This window comes from Salinivibrio sp. ML198 (assembly GCF_001996015.1).
In the GTDB taxonomy this organism is placed as follows: Bacteria; Pseudomonadota; Gammaproteobacteria; order Enterobacterales; family Vibrionaceae; genus Salinivibrio; species Salinivibrio siamensis.
The window spans coordinates 62,438-79,363 of record NZ_MUEZ01000002.1 but is presented as its reverse complement, the minus strand read 5'-3'; the positions used below and the strand labels follow the sequence as shown (position 1 = coordinate 79,363).

15 protein-coding genes are annotated in these 16,926 nt (G+C 49.7%); 12 read left to right on the top strand and 3 right to left on the bottom strand.

Annotation, left to right across the window (positions count from 1 at the left end):
* Window positions 1-4 precede the first annotated feature (4 nt).
* Window positions 5-1,279, bottom strand: coding sequence for a patatin family protein (locus BZG25_RS01765; protein WP_241828631.1), 1,275 nt, complete (start codon window positions 1,277-1,279; stop codon window positions 5-7).
* A gap of 753 nt (window positions 1,280-2,032) precedes the next feature.
* Here BZG25_RS01765 and BZG25_RS01760 point away from each other — a divergent pair.
* From BZG25_RS01760 to BZG25_RS01745, 5 genes are all read left to right on the top strand, one after another.
* On the top strand, window positions 2,033-3,520 hold the full coding sequence (locus tag BZG25_RS01760; RefSeq protein ID WP_046073288.1) for a sodium-dependent transporter: 1,488 nt from the start codon (window positions 2,033-2,035) through the stop codon (window positions 3,518-3,520).
* Entirely contained in the window at window positions 3,517-3,618 is a 102-nt protein-coding gene (locus tag BZG25_RS15870) for a MetS family NSS transporter small subunit (protein ID WP_100297978.1), read from the top strand. The genes BZG25_RS01760 and BZG25_RS15870 overlap by 4 nt, the downstream gene beginning before the upstream one ends.
* A 268-nt stretch (window positions 3,619-3,886) precedes the next feature.
* Window positions 3,887-4,606 (top strand): response regulator, encoded by a 720-nt coding sequence (locus BZG25_RS01755; RefSeq protein WP_046073289.1) that lies wholly within the window; start codon window positions 3,887-3,889, stop codon window positions 4,604-4,606.
* Window positions 4,596-6,044, top strand: a complete 1,449-nt coding sequence (locus BZG25_RS01750; protein ID WP_077577840.1) for an ATP-binding protein — start codon at window positions 4,596-4,598, stop codon at window positions 6,042-6,044. Before BZG25_RS01755 ends, BZG25_RS01750 begins: the two co-directional genes overlap by 11 nt.
* Complete coding sequence (locus BZG25_RS01745; RefSeq protein WP_241828630.1) at window positions 6,044-7,318, top strand: ABC transporter substrate-binding protein; 1,275 nt, start codon at window positions 6,044-6,046, stop codon at window positions 7,316-7,318. The genes BZG25_RS01750 and BZG25_RS01745 overlap by 1 nt, the downstream gene beginning before the upstream one ends.
* Window positions 7,319-7,365: 47 nt before the next feature.
* On the opposite strand, the gene BZG25_RS01740 is transcribed toward BZG25_RS01745, so the two are convergent.
* A complete protein-coding gene (locus tag BZG25_RS01740) occupies window positions 7,366-8,169 on the bottom strand; it encodes a DeoR/GlpR family DNA-binding transcription regulator (RefSeq protein ID WP_077577842.1) in 804 nt (267 codons plus the stop codon).
* Between the two features lie 60 nt (window positions 8,170-8,229).
* Window positions 8,230-8,964: a glycerophosphodiester phosphodiesterase family protein gene (locus tag BZG25_RS01735; protein ID WP_077577843.1), complete on the bottom strand. Its 735-nt coding sequence runs from the start codon at window positions 8,962-8,964 to the stop codon at window positions 8,230-8,232.
* A 278-nt stretch (window positions 8,965-9,242) separates the two neighbouring features.
* On the opposite strand from BZG25_RS01735, the gene ugpB reads away from it, so the two are divergent.
* The 7 genes from ugpB (at window position 9,243) to panP (ending at window position 16,882) form a co-directional block, all read left to right on the top strand.
* Window positions 9,243-10,547, top strand: coding sequence for a sn-glycerol-3-phosphate ABC transporter substrate-binding protein UgpB (gene ugpB, locus BZG25_RS01730; protein WP_046073294.1), 1,305 nt, complete (start codon window positions 9,243-9,245; stop codon window positions 10,545-10,547).
* A 79-nt stretch (window positions 10,548-10,626) separates the two neighbouring features.
* A complete protein-coding gene (ugpA, locus tag BZG25_RS01725) occupies window positions 10,627-11,508 on the top strand; it encodes a sn-glycerol-3-phosphate ABC transporter permease UgpA (protein ID WP_046073295.1) in 882 nt (293 codons plus the stop codon).
* Window positions 11,508-12,356, top strand: coding sequence for a sn-glycerol-3-phosphate ABC transporter permease UgpE (gene ugpE, locus BZG25_RS01720; protein ID WP_046073296.1), 849 nt, complete (start codon window positions 11,508-11,510; stop codon window positions 12,354-12,356). Before ugpA ends, ugpE begins: the two co-directional genes overlap by 1 nt.
* On the top strand, window positions 12,357-13,460 hold the full coding sequence (locus tag BZG25_RS01715) for a sn-glycerol-3-phosphate import ATP-binding protein UgpC (RefSeq protein ID WP_077577844.1): 1,104 nt from the start codon (window positions 12,357-12,359) through the stop codon (window positions 13,458-13,460).
* 21 nt (window positions 13,461-13,481) lie between these two features.
* The gene (locus BZG25_RS01710) at window positions 13,482-14,303 is read left to right on the top strand and encodes an HAD family hydrolase (RefSeq protein ID WP_077577845.1); all 822 of its coding nucleotides are present in this window, start codon (window positions 13,482-13,484) and stop codon (window positions 14,301-14,303) included.
* 194 nt (window positions 14,304-14,497) lie between these two features.
* On the top strand, window positions 14,498-15,019 hold the full coding sequence (locus BZG25_RS01705; RefSeq protein ID WP_046073298.1) for a hypothetical protein: 522 nt from the start codon (window positions 14,498-14,500) through the stop codon (window positions 15,017-15,019).
* 216 nt (window positions 15,020-15,235) lie between these two features.
* Window positions 15,236-16,882, top strand: a complete 1,647-nt coding sequence (gene panP / locus BZG25_RS01700) for a pyridoxal-dependent aspartate 1-decarboxylase PanP (RefSeq protein ID WP_046073299.1) — start codon at window positions 15,236-15,238, stop codon at window positions 16,880-16,882.
* Window positions 16,883-16,926 lie beyond the last annotated feature (44 nt).

Genomic DNA, 16,926 nt, shown 5'->3' with positions numbered 1-16,926 from the left:
GGCTCTACCCTTGATGCGGCATTCTTACTGACGTTGGCTCAAAGCTAGGGTTATCTACAGTCGACATAGAAACCAGCGAGTCACCGTATTCACGTAAGAATTGGTTCCCCAGCGAGACCCCTAGCTGATAATCGGCTTCCAATGCCTCCGGCTTACTCAGTAAGGCACTACTTTGCAACGGAGCGCTTGGCGCAATTTGCACTATCTGAGCACGCGCAGGCGGTGACGCCAAAAATTGCAGTTCACTTTGATAGCTTTGATAATGCGTCGTCAGCATCTTAAGCATTTCGGTGTTTAGCGGCTTGCCGGATAAAGACTGGAGCCGATAAATCGTGTCGCCACCAAAAAGCCAACGACCACCATTTTGCATCGCTTTCTCTTTCATACTGTCGCGCACACGATTAACCAATTGCTCGCGGCTGGACTTATAGCGATCTGACAGTTCACCGATTTGCTTACTGAGCTCTTTCTGGAAGGTTTCAAAGCGTGCGAGTCGATATTTGGACTCAAAGTTTGATAAATAGTCGGAGAGCTTAAATTGCGGCCTCTTCGCCTCAAAGCGTTCGCGTAGTGTTTCAAGAAAGCGCCGGTTTTCATCATCACGTTTATCTTGTTCAACCACTGGCTCAGTGCGAACCACGACGATAATATCCGCCCCGCGCGCAAACGCTTCTTTTGCCGGGATCGCCGCTGTTACCCCACCGTCCACATAACGGTGCTCACCGATGTTCACCGGGTGCGGATAAAGCAGCGGAATCGCACAGGTCGCTTTCAGGGCATCTGGCCAGGTGTCTTCTGTCAGTGAGAAGAAGGCTGGTTGCAGCGTATCTGTGTCAGTCGCGCATGCATAAGCATAACGGTTTTGCAGATGGTGCCGCGCCGCTTCCATATCCAGAGCCGTTTCTTTACCAGGTAACGCCGTGTCTAACGCCCAATCCAAGTCCATGTAATGCTGCCGGCGAACATACTTCATTAAATGGAAGAAACGCTCCTGCGTGGTGAGTTGGGTAATAAAGCGGTAACCATATTGGTACTGTTGGCAGACATAGGCACTCATATTGAGCGCCCCCGCCGATGTACCAAAATAAAGCTCAAAGGGGTCAAATCGGTGGGTTAAAAACGCATCCAGCACACCGGCTGTAAAAATACCTCGTTGTCCGCCCCCTTGAAGCACAAGGGCTATGCGCTGCGGCCGCGCGTGAGTCCCGCTCTGTGCGCCAGCGGTCAGCGCGTTGTCGGTCAACACCGTGGGCTGCACGGCTTGATTGGTTTCTACCACGTTCGCCCCTTACCATCACATTTAGCGTTATGCTTATGTTTTATTGACTATTTTTAATTAGCTAAGTCTCACAGTTTAACGCGTCGTGTGACACTGTGCTAGCACTACCGTGCCGTGGCATCGTCATCAAACCGGAAGCCACCGAACCAAGTGTTGTCTATGCCATTACCGCCACGGCGGCAAACGTAAAAATAAGGCCGAGTGCGCAGGCAGTCGTGACCAGTGCATAAGTGAGTGTCGTATTCATGATGTCCTCCTAGGTGATAACGCTGCTATAACAAGTATAAACCACATTTAGTGTGCGTCTTTGTTGTCTAAAATTCTGCTAATGAGATCATGTTTTCTGGCGCTGTGGCACGCGTTCAACACGTCTTGGCGTTGTTTTTTTCATCAATTGACGAGCGAACAAAAATAACCATTAATCACCACTTATTGATAATTATAATAGTTTTTATCACTACATAAGGTTAACAAAACATGATTTATATCTACCTCACTCTACCAATAGCAGGTTAACCCCCATTTTTTTGCTAACTTGTTGGTTTTATGGCTATTGATTTAGCCTCACGCTGTGCTTAATGTGCAATGACTGCCCGCTTTAGATAAAAAATTCAACATTCGGGCAACAGGAAGTTAAAAATCAATATTGCGGGAATGTGCTATTTCTTTCATATCGGCCAAAAAACGCAGCCTCACAACACTGCATATTTGGATGGGCGTAAAGAAAGGCGATTCGCAAAGGAGTAAGTAGATATGAAAAGAGAACAATGGGGCTCACGCGCTGGGTTTATCCTGGCTGCCGTGGGGTCAGCAGTCGGCCTAGGGAATATTTGGCGCTTCCCTTACATGGCCTATGAGAACGGTGGCGGTGCCTTTTTTATTCCATACCTTTTCGCCATGCTCACCGCGGGTATTCCATTTATGATTATGGAATTTGGGCTAGGGAAAAAACTGCGCGGCTCATCGCCCGTGGTGTTTTCTAAGCTCAATACCAAATTTGAATGGCTGGGGTGGTTTCAAGTTTTAATCGCGGCAACCATCGGGATTTACTACGTCGCCGTTATTGGCTGGGCCATTTCATACTTTGGCTTTTCGTTTGGCCAAGATTGGGGCACAGACACCAACGCCTTCTTCTTCTCCGATTACCTAAAATTGGGGGAAAACTCTCCCACCAGCTTGGGTGATTGGCAGTGGCACATCGCGATTCCAATGATCATTGCTTGGGCCATCACCTATGCAGCCGTTTTCCGTGGCGTAAAAGGCGGCATCGAAAAAGCCAGCAAAATCATGATGCCTTTGCTGTTTATCATGGTGTTGTTACTCATTGGCCGTGTGGTGATGTTGCCAGGGGCACTGGATGGTTTGAACTATCTGTTCTCGCCTGACTTTAGCAAATTGGCCGATGCCAGTGTGTGGTCCGCCGCTTATGGGCAGATCTTCTTCACGCTGTCGGTGGGCTTCGCCATCATGCTTGCTTATTCTAGCTACTTGCCAGAAAAGTCCGACGTCAACAACAATGCTTTGATGACGGTATTGATCAACTGTGGCTTCTCAATTGTTGCCGGCGTGCTGATCTTCTCGATTCTTGGCTATATGGCGGCGGAACAAAGCAAAGGGATCACCGATGTCGTCAGCGGGGGCGTTGGCCTAGCGTTTGTCACGCTACCTGCTGCGATTAATTTGCTCCCTATCCCTTATATTCTTGGTCCATTGTTCTTCCTCGCATTGGTTGTTGCTGGCTTGAGTTCGCACATTTCCATCATTGAAGCCGTGACGTCGTCAATTATGGATAAGCTCAATGTGACTCGTCAAAAAGCGGCGACAGCCGTATGTGGTGTGGGCTTTGTCGTATCAATGGCGTTCGCTACCAACGGCGGTCTATTGCTGCTTGACTTGGTTGATTACTTTGTTAACAACGTTGCACTGCTCACAAGCTGTTTGCTTGAACTGCTGCTGGTCGGCTGGCTAGTTAAACTGTCAGACATCCGTCAGTATGTTAACCGTGTCTCTGAATTCAGCGTGGGTCAGTGGATGGAAATTTGTATCCGCTTTATCAGCCCCATTATGCTGGCGGTGATCTTGGTGAAAAACCTGATTGACACCTTCAACGAAGGCTACGGCGGTTACGCACAATTCGAATTACTGACCCTGGGTTGGGGCTTGGTCGCTGCCATGCTGGTGGTTGGTATTATCGTTAATAGCACCACGACCCCTGCTCGCGATATGGAGACAGACGCATGACAACAGGCGCAATCATCATGATGCTTATCGGCTTTGCCGTCACTTGGGGTGGCGCGGCCTTGTGTATTCGCAAAGCGATGCACAGCAATAGCGAATAGCTCGTCACGGTTCATAACACACTGTGATGTCAACCAAAGCCCTCTTAATGGAGGGCTTTGTCTTTTTCACGATCTCGCGTCGTCAAGCGATGAACTATCTGCCTTTTTATACCTTTCCCCCTCCTGGGTGTCTGCTCTGACATCATCACCAAAACGGTTATCAACAAGTCGCTGATTAATTACACAAAGTGCGGCTTTGTTTGTAGCATCTCAACGATAAAGCACCGATAATGGAGGAACTGACTTTAGCAACGAGGACAATGGCGATATGGCTTCAGCCAAACGCATCTTAGTGGTCGACGACGATGTCGAAATCCGTGAGCTTCTCCAAGCTTATCTCACCAAAGCCGGTTACGAAGTGATGACCGCGCAAAACGGTCATGAGATGCAAACTAAGCTGGCTGTCCAATACCCGGATTTAATTTTACTCGACGTGATGCTCCCAGGGGATGATGGCTTTACGCTATGCAAAAGTATTCGTAAAGATTCGAGTGTGCCTATCATCATGCTCACCGCTGTATCAGACGAAACGGATCAAATTGTTGGGCTAGAGCTAGGCGCCGATGATTATATCGCCAAGCCCTTTAGTCCACGCCAATTGATCGCCCGTATTCGTGCATTATTACGTCGCACCCAGCAATTGCAGGAGACCACGCTGTCCCGACCTAAAGCGATTCGGTTTGGCCAGTGGCGCCTAGAGCCTGCCACCCAGCAATTGCACCAGGTTGTCACCGGCATGGAGATAGAGTTGTCGGCGTCTGATTATGCCCTGCTGATGCTGTTTATCGATCACCCACACCAGTTGCTCGATCGTAATGCGATTAGCCAAGCGACGCGCGGCCGCGATGCACAGGCACAAGAACGTGGCATCGATGTACAAGTTAGCCGCTTACGCCAGCGCTTACGTGACACAGGCAAAGCGAACTTGATTAAAACTGTGCGTGGTGCGGGTTATATGTTTGTCGCTGAGATCCAATATGAATCATGAATGGCTAGAAAAGCTGATCCCTCGCTCTTTGCTATCACGCACCTTGCTGCTGACCTTGTTATCCGTGGTATTGGCGCAGGGCATTGCCACCTCAATTTGGTATACCCAATCAAAACGAACCCAGCTTGCGGGGCTAGAGGCGGCGTCGGCGAGTTTAGCTAACATGTTTGCCTCAACCACCACCTTCTTTCAATCGTTGCCCGTTGCTTATCGGCATGTGGCGCTTAATCAATTACGTAACATGGGCGGGACACGGTTTTTTGTCTCCTTTAACAAAGAAAAAATCCAAATCACGCCTATTGAAGAGACACAGGCGAAAAAGGTCGCCACCCGTACCGTATCAGGCATTCTCCACGAGCAGCTCCCGTCATTGAATACCATTGATGTTGACTTTTCGCGCCCTGAAACCTTACGCGTGCTCAACAACGACATTTTATTGCAAGACTTGCCCAAATCTTGGGCACATCACACGTTAAGTTTAGAGCCATTAAATCCCCCCATTTTGGTGGTACAAATGGAGCTGAAAAAAGATGAGTGGATCTATATCGCTGCATTGTTACCCGCGCCCTATGTCACGCTCGATGATACCTTGATTACCGCCGATCAAGTGGTCTTTATCGTGGTGATCACTGCGCTATTACTGTTCTTTACTTACACCTTGATTCGTCAGCAAGCACGCCCCTTAAAACGTCTGGCCAAAGCAGCGAACTTGTTTAGCACCGACATTGAGCAACCTCCCCTGAAGGAGGAAGGCGCGGCAGAAATCGCCATTGTGACACGGGCGTTTAACCGTATGCAGCGTCGCCTACAACGTCACCTACGTGAGCGCGAAACCTTATTCCGCTCCATGTCGCATGATTTAAAAACGCCTATCACCCGCTTACGTTTACGGGCCGAATTAATTGATGACGACGTGCAAACAGCGAAGCTCAATAAAGATTTAGATGATCTTGAAATTATGGTTAAAGGTGCCGTACAAACGGTCAGAGACACCGATATCCATGAGAACATGGCGGCTATTGATGTCATTGATTTCTTAGCGATGATTGTCGAACCACACAACCAAAACCGTATTCGAGTCAGTATTGAAAGCGACGCAGTACCTCCGTTTACGTGTAAGCCACTCGCCTTCAAACGCTGCTTATCCAATTTAATTGATAATGGTGTGAAATACGGCGATAAGGTGACGATTTATGTGATGGACGCAAAACACACGTTAGATATTACCCTGATTGACGAGGGGCCAGGCATTCCTGAGCAAGAGCTCGACTCGGTGTTTGACCCTTATGTACGCTTACATGATGATAACGACGGTTCGGGGCTCGGTTTAGGGATTGCGCGCGATATCATCCACGCGCATGGCGGGGATATGGTGCTCAGTAACCGCAGTGAAGGCGGCCTGCAAGTTGATATCAGTTTTCCTCGGGTAGAAGAATAATGGCACGTTTAACACGCTTAAATAGATACCTCTCTCAATGGATCATCGGTGGCATGCTTGCCACCTATAGCCTTGCAGTGTCCGCGAGTGATGTTGAAGTTTTACACTGGTGGACATCAGCAGGTGAAGCCAAAGCCGCCTCTGTCTTGCGAGAAGGCGTTGAGCAACAAGGCCATCAATGGCAAGACTTCGCGGTCGGTGGCCGCGCAGGGATAAGCGCGATGAACACTTTGAGGATCCGTGCCATCAGTGGTAACCCGCCCCTTGCGGCACAAATCAAAGGGCCGGAGATCACCGAATGGGCCCGTTTAGGCTTTTTACGCAACCTCAATGAGATTGCTGAAGCGGAAAGTTGGGAAGATAAAATCCCTGCCCCACTACGTGATGTCATGCAGTACCAAGGTAACTATGTGGCGGCGCCCATCAATATTCACCGCGTAAATTGGCTGTGGGTCAACTTACGCGCCTTTGAAGCAGCCAATGCCGACATCCCTACCGACTTTGATAGCTTTTTTGCTGCCGCCGATAAACTGCAGCAAGCAGGCTATATCCCACTCGCGTTGGGAGGGGAGCCATGGCAAGTCGCGACGCTTTTCGACAGTCTGGCGCTATCAGTACTGGGGCCACAAGATTACCAACGTGCCTTTTTAGACTTTGATCGCCAAGCACTCCTTAGTGACGATGTGGTCAAAGCCTTTACCCTGCTGGCGAAGATGCGCCAATATGTGGATGACTCGGGTCAAGGACGCAACTGGAGCGATACCACTCGTCTACTCATTGATAACCAGGCGGGGATGCAAGTGATGGGTGATTGGGCCAAAGGGGAGTTTTTTGCCGCCAACCAGCAAGAAGGCAAAGCCTTTACCTGTGTCGCCTTCCCTGGGACGAAAAAAGCCTTTAGTTACAATGTCGACAGCTTTGTATTTTTCAAGCCCAATAGCCAAAGTGAGCGACAAAGCCAAACAGACATGGCCTCGTACCTCCTCACACCACAGTTCCAGCGTGACTTTAACCGTTACAAAGGCTCGTTACCTATCCGATTTGATGTGCCCCTCCCCAAGGGAGACCGGTGCGCACAACAATCACGTGATGCGTTTACTTACGCGCAAGAGAATGGCACCTTAAGCCCCAGCATGTCACACGGCCTTTCCACCACACGTTATGTACAAAGCGCGGTGTTCGACGTGATTAATGAGTTCTTCTACAACCCTGAGCAAACGCCGCGTGAAGCCACCGAGGCACTGTATCGCGCTATATTATCCGCGCAAGCTTGACGGTCGTCATGCAGGCTTTTTCATCACACAGACTTAGCCAGCCCTTCTCAATTGGCAGTTGGCGCTTGCGTGGGGCCGAGATCGTGCGAGTCACAAGGAATAAAAGCAATATCTGCCGGCAGCGTCGAGTAGTTGCTCAATACATCGTTGGTGAACACATAATCAAACTGACTTAACGTTGTCACTTTCACCGGCGCACTGCGCTGCCACTTTGACCCATCTGCCACCAACCATCTTGCACTCGCTGCACTAAGCATGGTGTCACTGACATCAGCTTCATCGGGGGAAAACTCACACACCCATCCCTCTTCATTGACTGCCGCACAGCCGATAATGGCGATATCCGGTTGGAAACGCGACAGGAACTGAAGCACCGAGTGTCCAACCATATCTTGGTCATTGGCGCGCAGCTTCCCTCCTGCCAGCCAAATATCGAGGTCGGGATTAGCCCCCAGAATATGCGCGATCTGAACGTTATTGGTGATTACGCGAAGGTCGCGCCTTGTTAATAGCTGCTCAGCAATCGCAGAAACCGTGGTCCCTATCCCGAGCATCACGGTCGCCCCCTCAGGAATGTGCTCGGCCACCGCGCGTGCAATCGCCGTTTTAACGCCACTGTGCCTTTGCAAACGACGTTGGTAATCGCTATTGACATGCGCAGAGGGCATATTAATGCCGCCATGGTGACGCCGAGCTAAGCCAAGCGCACAGAGCTGATTAATATCACGACGAATAGTCTGCGTCGTGACCGAAAACTGCGTGGCCAAATCATCCGTTTCTAGGTGCTCTGTTTTTGCTAATTGCGCTAATATTTCGCGCTGGCGCCAATTTAACTCTGCCTCTTGTGACACATAAGCTCCTTGTTGTATGACATTATCGACCGCTCACCTAACGATTCGGTTGACTCCGTGTCAGTAAGGGTGTGCTAAGTATTTACTTGGGTCGTCGGTGATCATCATGTCTACGCCCCAACCCCACAAGGCTTCGACCTCAACAGGCTTATTAGGGGTATAACACTTAAGCGCTAAACCTGAATCTTTAACGGCTTTGGCTTTCTCTTGGGTGAGGTGGCGATAGTTGCAGTGAATGCTAAACGTGGCTAAGTCCCGGAAATCACGCCAATTATCAGGGATCGTTTCCCATAAAATCGCCCGCGCTAACTCAGGCATTTCATCACGAACAATCGCGAGTGCCTCAAGAGAAAAAGATGAGACTAATACCTTCTCGGTGCTGATAGGGCTTGCCGACAAGCAAGCAAATATCGCGCGGCACAAGGCAGGTATATCGCTATCCGGGTAAGTTTTGATCTCAAGGTTGATATGAAGCGCATCGCGGTGCGCTTGGGCTAAAACGGCCATGAGCGTGGGTACCCTTTCATACCCAAACTTTGGCGAAAAGTACCCACCTGCATCGAGCTGCTGTAAATCGGCCAAGGCGGTGTCTTTTAACGCCCCTGCACCATTGGTGCACCGTTGTAAGCTATGGTCATGAAACACCACGGGAACACCGTCTTGGGTCAGTTGCACATCGACCTCGACCCAACTTAACCCCATCTCTCGCACCTTTGCAATAGACGTTAACGTGTTCTCAGGAGCATGAGCAGCGACACCTCGATGCCCACATAATTGCTGTGGCGCGATTTTCATTTGAACAGTCTCATCTCAATCAGTTATTTGGGTATTGTAGGACAGCGCGAGCCGCATTGTCTCGTGTAAATATGACAGAGTGTTTACGAGTAAATCTTTGCGCTTGCAGGATTTTCATCATCAAAACACGCTCTAATTAACAATTTTTCACATATCATGCGACCGTGGTCAAAAGTCATACAATTGTCATCTCCCTTTTCGTTTGGGTTCATATTATGTTCATTTTTGTTCATTAAGTTGCCGAATGAACATTACCCCATCCTCAAAAGGAGTGACGCATGAAAACCCAACGCTTAACCGCGCTTTCTTCGGCCCTGTTGCTGGCCTCTTTTTCTGCCAACGCGACAACCGAAATTGAATGGTGGCACGCAATGGGCGGAAACCTTGGCGAAAAAGTGAATGAAATTGCTGAGAAGTTTAATGCCAGTCAGGATGACTATTCCGTCAAACCCGTCTACAAGGGTAACTACACCGAAACCATGACAGGCGCTGTGTCGGCATTCCGCGCCAACAAGCAACCTCATATCGTCCAGGTGTTTGAAGTAGGCACCGCGACAATGATGTCAGCAAAAGGGGCGGTATACCCGGTTTATGAGCTAATGGAAAACGCGAACGTCCCGTTTGACCAATCTGACTACCTCTCTTCTGTGACGGGTTATTATTCAGACGAAGACGGGAATATGCTGTCGATGCCATTTAATAGCTCAACGCCCGTGCTGTATTACAACAAAGATCTGTTTGCTAAAGCTGGCGTTAACCCTCCCAAAACCTGGGAAGAAGTTGAGCAAGTGTCTGAGAAACTGCTTGCCAATGGCGCTCAGTGCGGCTTCACGACTGGCTGGCAGTCTTGGGTACAAATTGAAAACCTCGGTGCTCGCCACAATGCGCCCATTGCCACCAATGACAATGGCTTTGGCAGTGTCGATAACAAGATGCTAATTAACCAGTCTCCATTTGTGGATCACATTGCCAAAATGGCGGATTGGCAACAGGCTGGCATTTTTGAATATGGAGGCCGCCGCTCTGACAGTGCGCCGCTGTTTTACAGTGGTGAATGTGCCATGTACATGAACTCTTCAGCGTCTTACGCTGGTGTGCGCGAAAGCGTAAAAGATTTCGAGTTTGGCGTTGCCAAGCTGCCTTACTGGGATAAAGCCGTTGAGCAGCCAAGAAATACCATCATCGGCGGGGCCACGCTTTGGGTTCTACAAGGCCACGAGTCAGAAGAGTACAAGGGCGTCGCCCAGTTCTTCTCCTTCTTGTCTCAACCTGAAATCCAAGCGGACTGGCACCAGTTCACCGGTTACTTGCCCATTACCCACGAAGCCTATGAGCTAAGCAAGAAGCAAGGCTTTTATGCTCAAAACCCAGGCACAGACGTCGCGATTAAACAAATGACCGAGGTCGAGCCAACGCCTGCCTCTAAAGGGATCCGCTTAGGTAATTTCGTTCAAATCCGTGATGTGATTAACGAAGAGCTTGAGACCGTATGGTCCGGCGATCAATCGGCTCAAGAAGCGCTGGATGAAGCAGTTGAGCGCGCCAATGGCTTGCTTTCAAAGTTTGCTAAAGCCAATCAATAAGCGGTTTAGTTCCATTCAGTAAAAACCTTGTTGTATGACGGAGCGGTATAGACTGCCGCTCCACTTTTTGAGAAAGCCTATGTCCAATAAACCCACATTTAATCATTGTGCGTTTCCCATTTTATTGCTCGCGCCTCAATTGCTGATCACCTTTATCTTTTTTATCTGGCCAGCGGCGCAGGCTGTATGGCAATCCACCTTGTTGGAAGACCCTTTCGGTCTTAGTACTGAGTTTGTCGGTGGCGAAAACTTCACCGAGTTATTGGGAGACACCAGCTATTATCGCTCTTTTTTGACCACCTTATTCTTTAGTTTTTCTGTTGCAGGCATCGCGCTTCTATCGGCGCTTGTGCTCGCGGTGATGGCTGACCGTGTCATTAAAGGGGCGACAGGCTATAAAACACTCTTGGTGTGGCCCTACGCGGTCGCTCCCGCTGTGGCAGGGGTGTTGTGGTTATTCATGTTCAATCCCACTGTCGGTGTATTAGCCCACGCGCTAAAAGCCATTGGTTTAGACTGGAATCCGTTTATCCATTCTGGAGATGCCATGACCATGGTGATCATTGCCGCTACATGGAAGCAGATTAGCTACAATTTTCTGTTCTTCCTCGCCGGGCTGCAATCTATCCCACGTTCATTGGTTGAAGCGGCAGCTATTGACGGCGCAGGCCCAGTAAAACGCTTTTTGACCATCATTTTTCCACTGCTCTCTCCGACCTCTTTTTTCCTGCTGGTTGTGAACTTGGTCTACGCCTTTTTCGAAACCTTTGGGGTGATTCATGCCATGACGCAAGGTGGGCCCGGTCAATCCACCACAACGCTGGTTTATAAAGTGTATGCAGACGGTTTTGTCGGCCTCAATATGGGATCGTCCGCCGCGCAATCCGTCGTGTTGATGATCCTCGTGGGCGCATTAACCGTGATTCAGTTTAAATATGTTGAAAAGAAGGTGGCTTACTAATGGTTGAACGTCGCCCTTGGCTTACTGTGTTCTCGCATTTGGTGTTGATTTTAGGCGTCGCCTCGGTGGCGCTCCCTGTGTGGCTTGCGTTGACCGCCGCCACCCATGACAGCAGCGCCTTTGTAAGTGGTGTCACGCCGTTATGGTTTGGTGACAAAGGATTATCTGTGTTCGAGGAGGTATTAACCGAAGGCACATCACGCGAGTTAAACATTTCCGTGGCCGGCATGCTGTGGAATTCATTTTTAATGGCAATGGGCATCGCCATTGGCAAGCTCGCGATTTCCATTCTTTCAGCCTATGCCGTGGTGTATTTTCGCTTTCCCGGTCGAATGTTGGCATTTTGGGTGATTTTCATGACCCTAATGCTACCGGTGGAGGTGCGCATCATGCCAACATTCCAGGTCATTGCCGACCTGAACATGCTCAACTCGATGTCGGGATTGACCATTCCACTCATCGCCAGCGCTACGGCGACCTTTCTATTCCGTCAGTTTTTTATGACGGTCCCAGGTGAAATGCTTGAAGCCGCGCGAATTGATGGCGCGGGCCCGTTCAAGTTTTTCAAAGACATTCTGCTGCCTCTTTCGCGCACCAATATCGCCGCACTGTTTGTGATCACCTTTATATATGGTTGGAACCAGTACCTTTGGCCGATTTTGATCACCACCGATGATGAGTACTACACCATTGTGATGAGTATTCAGCGCATGCTCTCTGTTGGTGATGGTGAGGTGCAATGGAACCGCGTAATGGCAACAACTCTAATGGCGATGCTACCCCCGGTGATCGTGGTGCTCGGCATGCAAAAACTCTTTGTAAAAGGCTTAGTGGAAACGGAGAAGTAAATGGCAACGGTAACCCTAGAACAGATGGCAAAGACCTACCCTAATGGGTTCAAAGCCATTCACGGCGTCGACTTATCAGTGAAAGATGGCGAAATGATTGTATTGGTGGGCCCCAGTGGTTGTGGCAAATCAACCTTACTGCGCATGATTGCCGGCCTAGAGGCGATTTCCAGCGGACAATTAGTCATTGACGATAAAAAAGTGAATGATCTTGAGCCTGGCGAGCGCGATATTGCCATGGTATTTCAAAACTATGCGCTTTACCCACACATGAGTGTATTCGACAACATGGCCTATGGCCTTAAAAATCGCGGGACACCAAAAGCGACCATTCAACAGCTTGTCACCGAGGTCGCGACCATGCTCGAGCTAGAGCACCTACTCGACAGACGGCCCAATCAATTGTCCGGCGGACAACGACAACGGGTGGCAATGGGCCGTGCGATTGTGCGTCGTCCCAAGGTTTTTCTCTTTGATGAGCCGTTATCCAACCTTGATGCCAAACTGCGTGTACAAATGCGCCTGGAAATCAAAGGTTTGCAGAGAAAGCTGAATACCACTGCTGTGTATGTCACCCACGACCAAGTTGAAGCAATGACTCTCGCGGATCGCCTCGTGGTATTAAATGGTGGTAACGTTGAACAAATTGGTACGCCTTTAGACGTCTACGATGCCCCGGCTAGCTTGTTTGTGGCCACTTTTATCGGCTCACCAGCGATGAATATCGTTGAAGGTCGTATCGACAATGACGTCCTCTCGATAGGTCAACACGTATTGGCTGAGTGTCAGGGCATTGACACACAATCCGTGTCCGTCGGATTACGTCCCGAGCACTTAAAAGTGGTACCGGCCGATCAGGCCTGTTTCACACTGTCAGTTACCTTAACCGAGTCTTTGGGAGCTGATTTGCTGGTCTATGGGCATATAAGCGATACTGACAGCTTCATCACACTGCGTTTAGAGGGGCACAGTAAGGTCGTAGAAGGAGATAACCTACCCTTGGCGATTGCCCCTGAGAACCTCCACGTGTTTGACCATGAGCAGGGAAAACGGCTGGCGCTCACTCTGCGTCAAATGAATCATCGCCATGTGGCAGCTATTTAATTAGTGAGGATCGCAATACCTATGCCGAATCAGTGTTTGCCCATATCGTCAATGCATGACCACGCCATACGCTGGCGTAACGTGCAATGGCTGTTTACCGACGTCGATGACACCTTGACATGGAAAGGTGAGCTCCCTTGGCAAACACTGAAGGCAATGGCCGATCTCCGTGAAGCCGGCATTCACGTTGTCCCTGTTACTGGCGCGTGCGCTGGCTGGGGCGATCATATGATTAACGCCTGGCCTGTCGATACGGTGATAAGCGAAAACGGTGGCGTGATCCTATGGCAAGAAAACGGTCAGCGCTTCACGAAAATCAATCATGCCGCCCATCAACAGCAAGCTGCGCTACTTGACTGGGTAAACCGCTTACTTCAGCGCTATCCAGCTCGCGCACTTGCTGCCGATCAGTCCTATCGTCTCTGTGAAGTGGCGATTGATATTGGCCAGCATACGCCACGCGCATCCGCAGACGAGATCAATGCATTACTCGACGAGCTTCATGGGCAGGGAGTCAATGCAACGGCCAGTTCGATTCACATTAACGCCTGGTTAGGTAACCACAGTAAACGACACGCGGCGCAAGAATGGTTAGATCGTTACAGTGTCACAGGAAAGCAAACTCAGCAACGCGCAGCGTTTATTGGCGATTCACCGAACGACAGCGAAATGTTTGCCCACTTTCCTCTGAGCGTCGGCGTCGCGAATATCTCCTCTCACCTTCCGACATTGGCCACCGTACCAACTTGGATCACAGATGCACCGGGAGGGTTTGGTTTTGCCGAATTTGCCCACCACTGGCTGTCGGTACTGTCGAACCCACAAGCTATGTCAACGCGCTAACTGAGTGTGACGTCACAGCTTTTCTGCTACAGGGCTTTTTATATCAATGTGTTATTTAACTTTGTCGCTGGCTCGTTCTACAATATCCGCGTTTTATCATTCACAAAGATGCCCAAACCTCAACGTTTGCGCCCCGCACATGGTTGGTGCGTATAATCATAAAGCGCAAACACGATAACGATTAGGATAATGTTATGAAACGCTATGCCCTTGCACTGGTCGCGGCACTATTGCCGATAATGTCAAACGCTGCGCCTGTCAAAAATGCAGATTGCTATTCGGCCAAGTATCATGATTATGTAGATGCATCGATCAATTGGTACCAAGCGTTGGTCGATATGACGGTGAAAAAAGACGCATCGCTCGATGAGGTTGCACAGTGGTTTTTGCAAGGCCGTAAAAATCACTTTAACCTCAATGCAAAAGCGTTTGATTACTATTTAGAAAATGACAGCGCCAAGCTCAATTTGGAAGCGCCAGTGGAATCTTGGTTAAAACTAGGCCAAGAAGACGTAAAAACACTCGCACAAAGCTCGTTGCCCCCCTCTGCGCTGGCCGAAAAAGTGTTTAACTTCCGCCAAGGCGAAGCCATGGACGGGAACTACGCCCTTCGCAGTGCACTTGCCGATCTGCTAAGTCATCCAAAAGAGATTGATAAGGCACTCAACCAGTACAATGACCAAATGAACAGCATTAACCAACGTCAGTGTCAGTAAACAGGCCGCTGTTTGAGAGCCGGCAACCGCTGGCTCTTTTATCGACTCTCTTTCGCGTGTGCTGTTTCAGCTGTCATCTATCAGTAAAAAAAGCCTGATGCTCTCGCTTTTTTTTGCTATGTTGAGGCCTAATTTCAGTCAGTGATCGTGACCCTACTCTCAATGCGCATGAGAGAGTCACTATTTGGACAGCCAAGCAGATATAAGAAGAACGTCATGGCAACACAAAATAAAGCCGCGGACGCCACACCGGAAACCTTGCACCGGATTTTCACTGTCCCCGAAGCCCCAGATTCAACGCTCAGTCAAATTGAGCAAGCGATCTCTCAGAATCTAAACCGGTTTTTACAAAACCATATTACGGCCACCGAACGGTCGCTCGCTGATATTGAGCGCGATTTTAGCGATCCGGCCATCCCTGAAGACCCGACTTTTGTCTCTGATCACACGCAGTTTCTGCTCGATAAGCTCGTCGCTCAATCGGTACATACCGCTTCACCGCGATTTATCGGCCACATGACCTCTGCACTGCCTTATTTTTTGATGCCGCTCTCTAAAATCATGATTGGCCTCAACCAAAATACGGTCAAAATTGAAACATCTAAGGCATTTACACCGCTTGAGCGGCAAGTGCTTGGCATGTTGCACAACCTGATTTATCAGCAAGACGACGCCTTCTATCAAAGTTGGATGCACAGCGCGAACCACTCATTAGGGGCCTTCTGCTCAGGTGGGACGGTGGCGAATATCACCGCGTTGTGGGTCGCGCGAAATAACGTGCTCAAACCTGACGGAGAGTTTCCTGGCATCAACAAGGCTGGCTTGTTTGGCGCGATGCGTCACTATGGCTATCGCGACCTCGCGATCTTGGTGTCAGAACGAGGCCACTATTCATTGGGTAAGGCGGCGGATGTACTCGGCATTGGCCGCGACCAACTGATCTCGGTTCCTGCAGATAGCCAAAATCGTATTTGCATTGATGCACTCGAAGAGACCATTGCCACACTTAACCGGGACAATATTAAACCGATAGCTATCGTGGGGGTGGCGGGCACCACAGAGACAGGCAGCATTGATCCTCTCAATGCACTGGCTGATATTGCGGAACGTGAGGGCATTCACTTCCACGTTGATGCCGCGTGGGGCGGCGCGACCTTGATGTCAAATAATCAGCGCCACAAACTGGCTGGGATTGAACGTGCCGATTCTGTCACGATTGATGCGCACAAACAGCTTTATGTCCCTATGGGGGCTGGTATGGTGTTATTTAAAGATCCGTCGCTCGTGGCGTCGATCGAACATCATGCGGAGTACATCCTGCGTAAAGGAGCAAAAGATCTGGGGAGTCACACACTCGAAGGCTCTCGCAGTGGTATGGCAATGTTGGTGTTTGCTTGTATGAACATCATTTCTCGCCGCGGTTATGAGTTATTGATCGATCAAAGTATTGATAAAGCGGCGACGTTTGCCGACATGATAACCACAGATCCAGATTTTGAGCTGATATCGGAACCCGAGTTGTGCCTACTCACCTATCGCTTTGTGCCCGCAAAAGTACAAACCGCGCTGGCTGTGGCAAGTGAGGAGCAAATTGAGTTGATGCATGATTTGCTTAACGACCTAACCAAGTTCATTCAAAAGCGACAGCGCGAATCGGGCAAAACCTTTGTCTCCCGTACACGTCTCACGCCTGAGCAATGGCAACGTCGCACCACCACGGTTTTCCGTGTCGTGCTGGCCAATCCCCTCACCACCGCTGATATTTTGCAAGAAGTGTTGGCGGAGCAGGGTGAAATCGCCAAAGAAAGTGAGTTTGCCTACCCACGCCTGATGACACTGGCTGACAGTATTCTCAAAGCCTAAGTCGGTGCGGTTCGAGCAATAAAAAGGCAGCCCCGTTACGGTGG

Excerpts from the sequence above, each read along its gene's own strand:
- ugpE (WP_046073296.1), top strand. The coding sequence starts at position 11,508 with ATGGTTGAACGTCGCCCTTGGCTTACTGTGTTCTCGCATTTGGTGTTG.
- BZG25_RS01745 (WP_241828630.1), top strand. The coding sequence starts at position 6,044 with ATGGCACGTTTAACACGCTTAAATAGATACCTCTCTCAATGGATCATC.
- BZG25_RS01715 (WP_077577844.1), top strand. The coding sequence starts at position 12,357 with ATGGCAACGGTAACCCTAGAACAGATGGCAAAGACCTACCCTAATGGG.
- BZG25_RS01750 (WP_077577840.1), top strand. The coding sequence starts at position 4,596 with ATGAATCATGAATGGCTAGAAAAGCTGATCCCTCGCTCTTTGCTATCA.
- BZG25_RS01705 (WP_046073298.1), top strand. The coding sequence starts at position 14,498 with ATGAAACGCTATGCCCTTGCACTGGTCGCGGCACTATTGCCGATAATG.
- BZG25_RS01710 (WP_077577845.1), top strand. The coding sequence starts at position 13,482 with ATGCCGAATCAGTGTTTGCCCATATCGTCAATGCATGACCACGCCATA.
- panP (WP_046073299.1), top strand. The coding sequence starts at position 15,236 with ATGGCAACACAAAATAAAGCCGCGGACGCCACACCGGAAACCTTGCAC.
- BZG25_RS01760 (WP_046073288.1), top strand. The coding sequence starts at position 2,033 with ATGAAAAGAGAACAATGGGGCTCACGCGCTGGGTTTATCCTGGCTGCC.
- BZG25_RS01755 (WP_046073289.1), top strand. The coding sequence starts at position 3,887 with ATGGCTTCAGCCAAACGCATCTTAGTGGTCGACGACGATGTCGAAATC.
- BZG25_RS01735 (WP_077577843.1), bottom strand. The coding sequence starts at position 8,964 with ATGAAAATCGCGCCACAGCAATTATGTGGGCATCGAGGTGTCGCTGCT.
- ugpA (WP_046073295.1), top strand. The coding sequence starts at position 10,627 with ATGTCCAATAAACCCACATTTAATCATTGTGCGTTTCCCATTTTATTG.
- BZG25_RS15870 (WP_100297978.1), top strand. The coding sequence starts at position 3,517 with ATGACAACAGGCGCAATCATCATGATGCTTATCGGCTTTGCCGTCACT.
- ugpB (WP_046073294.1), top strand. The coding sequence starts at position 9,243 with ATGAAAACCCAACGCTTAACCGCGCTTTCTTCGGCCCTGTTGCTGGCC.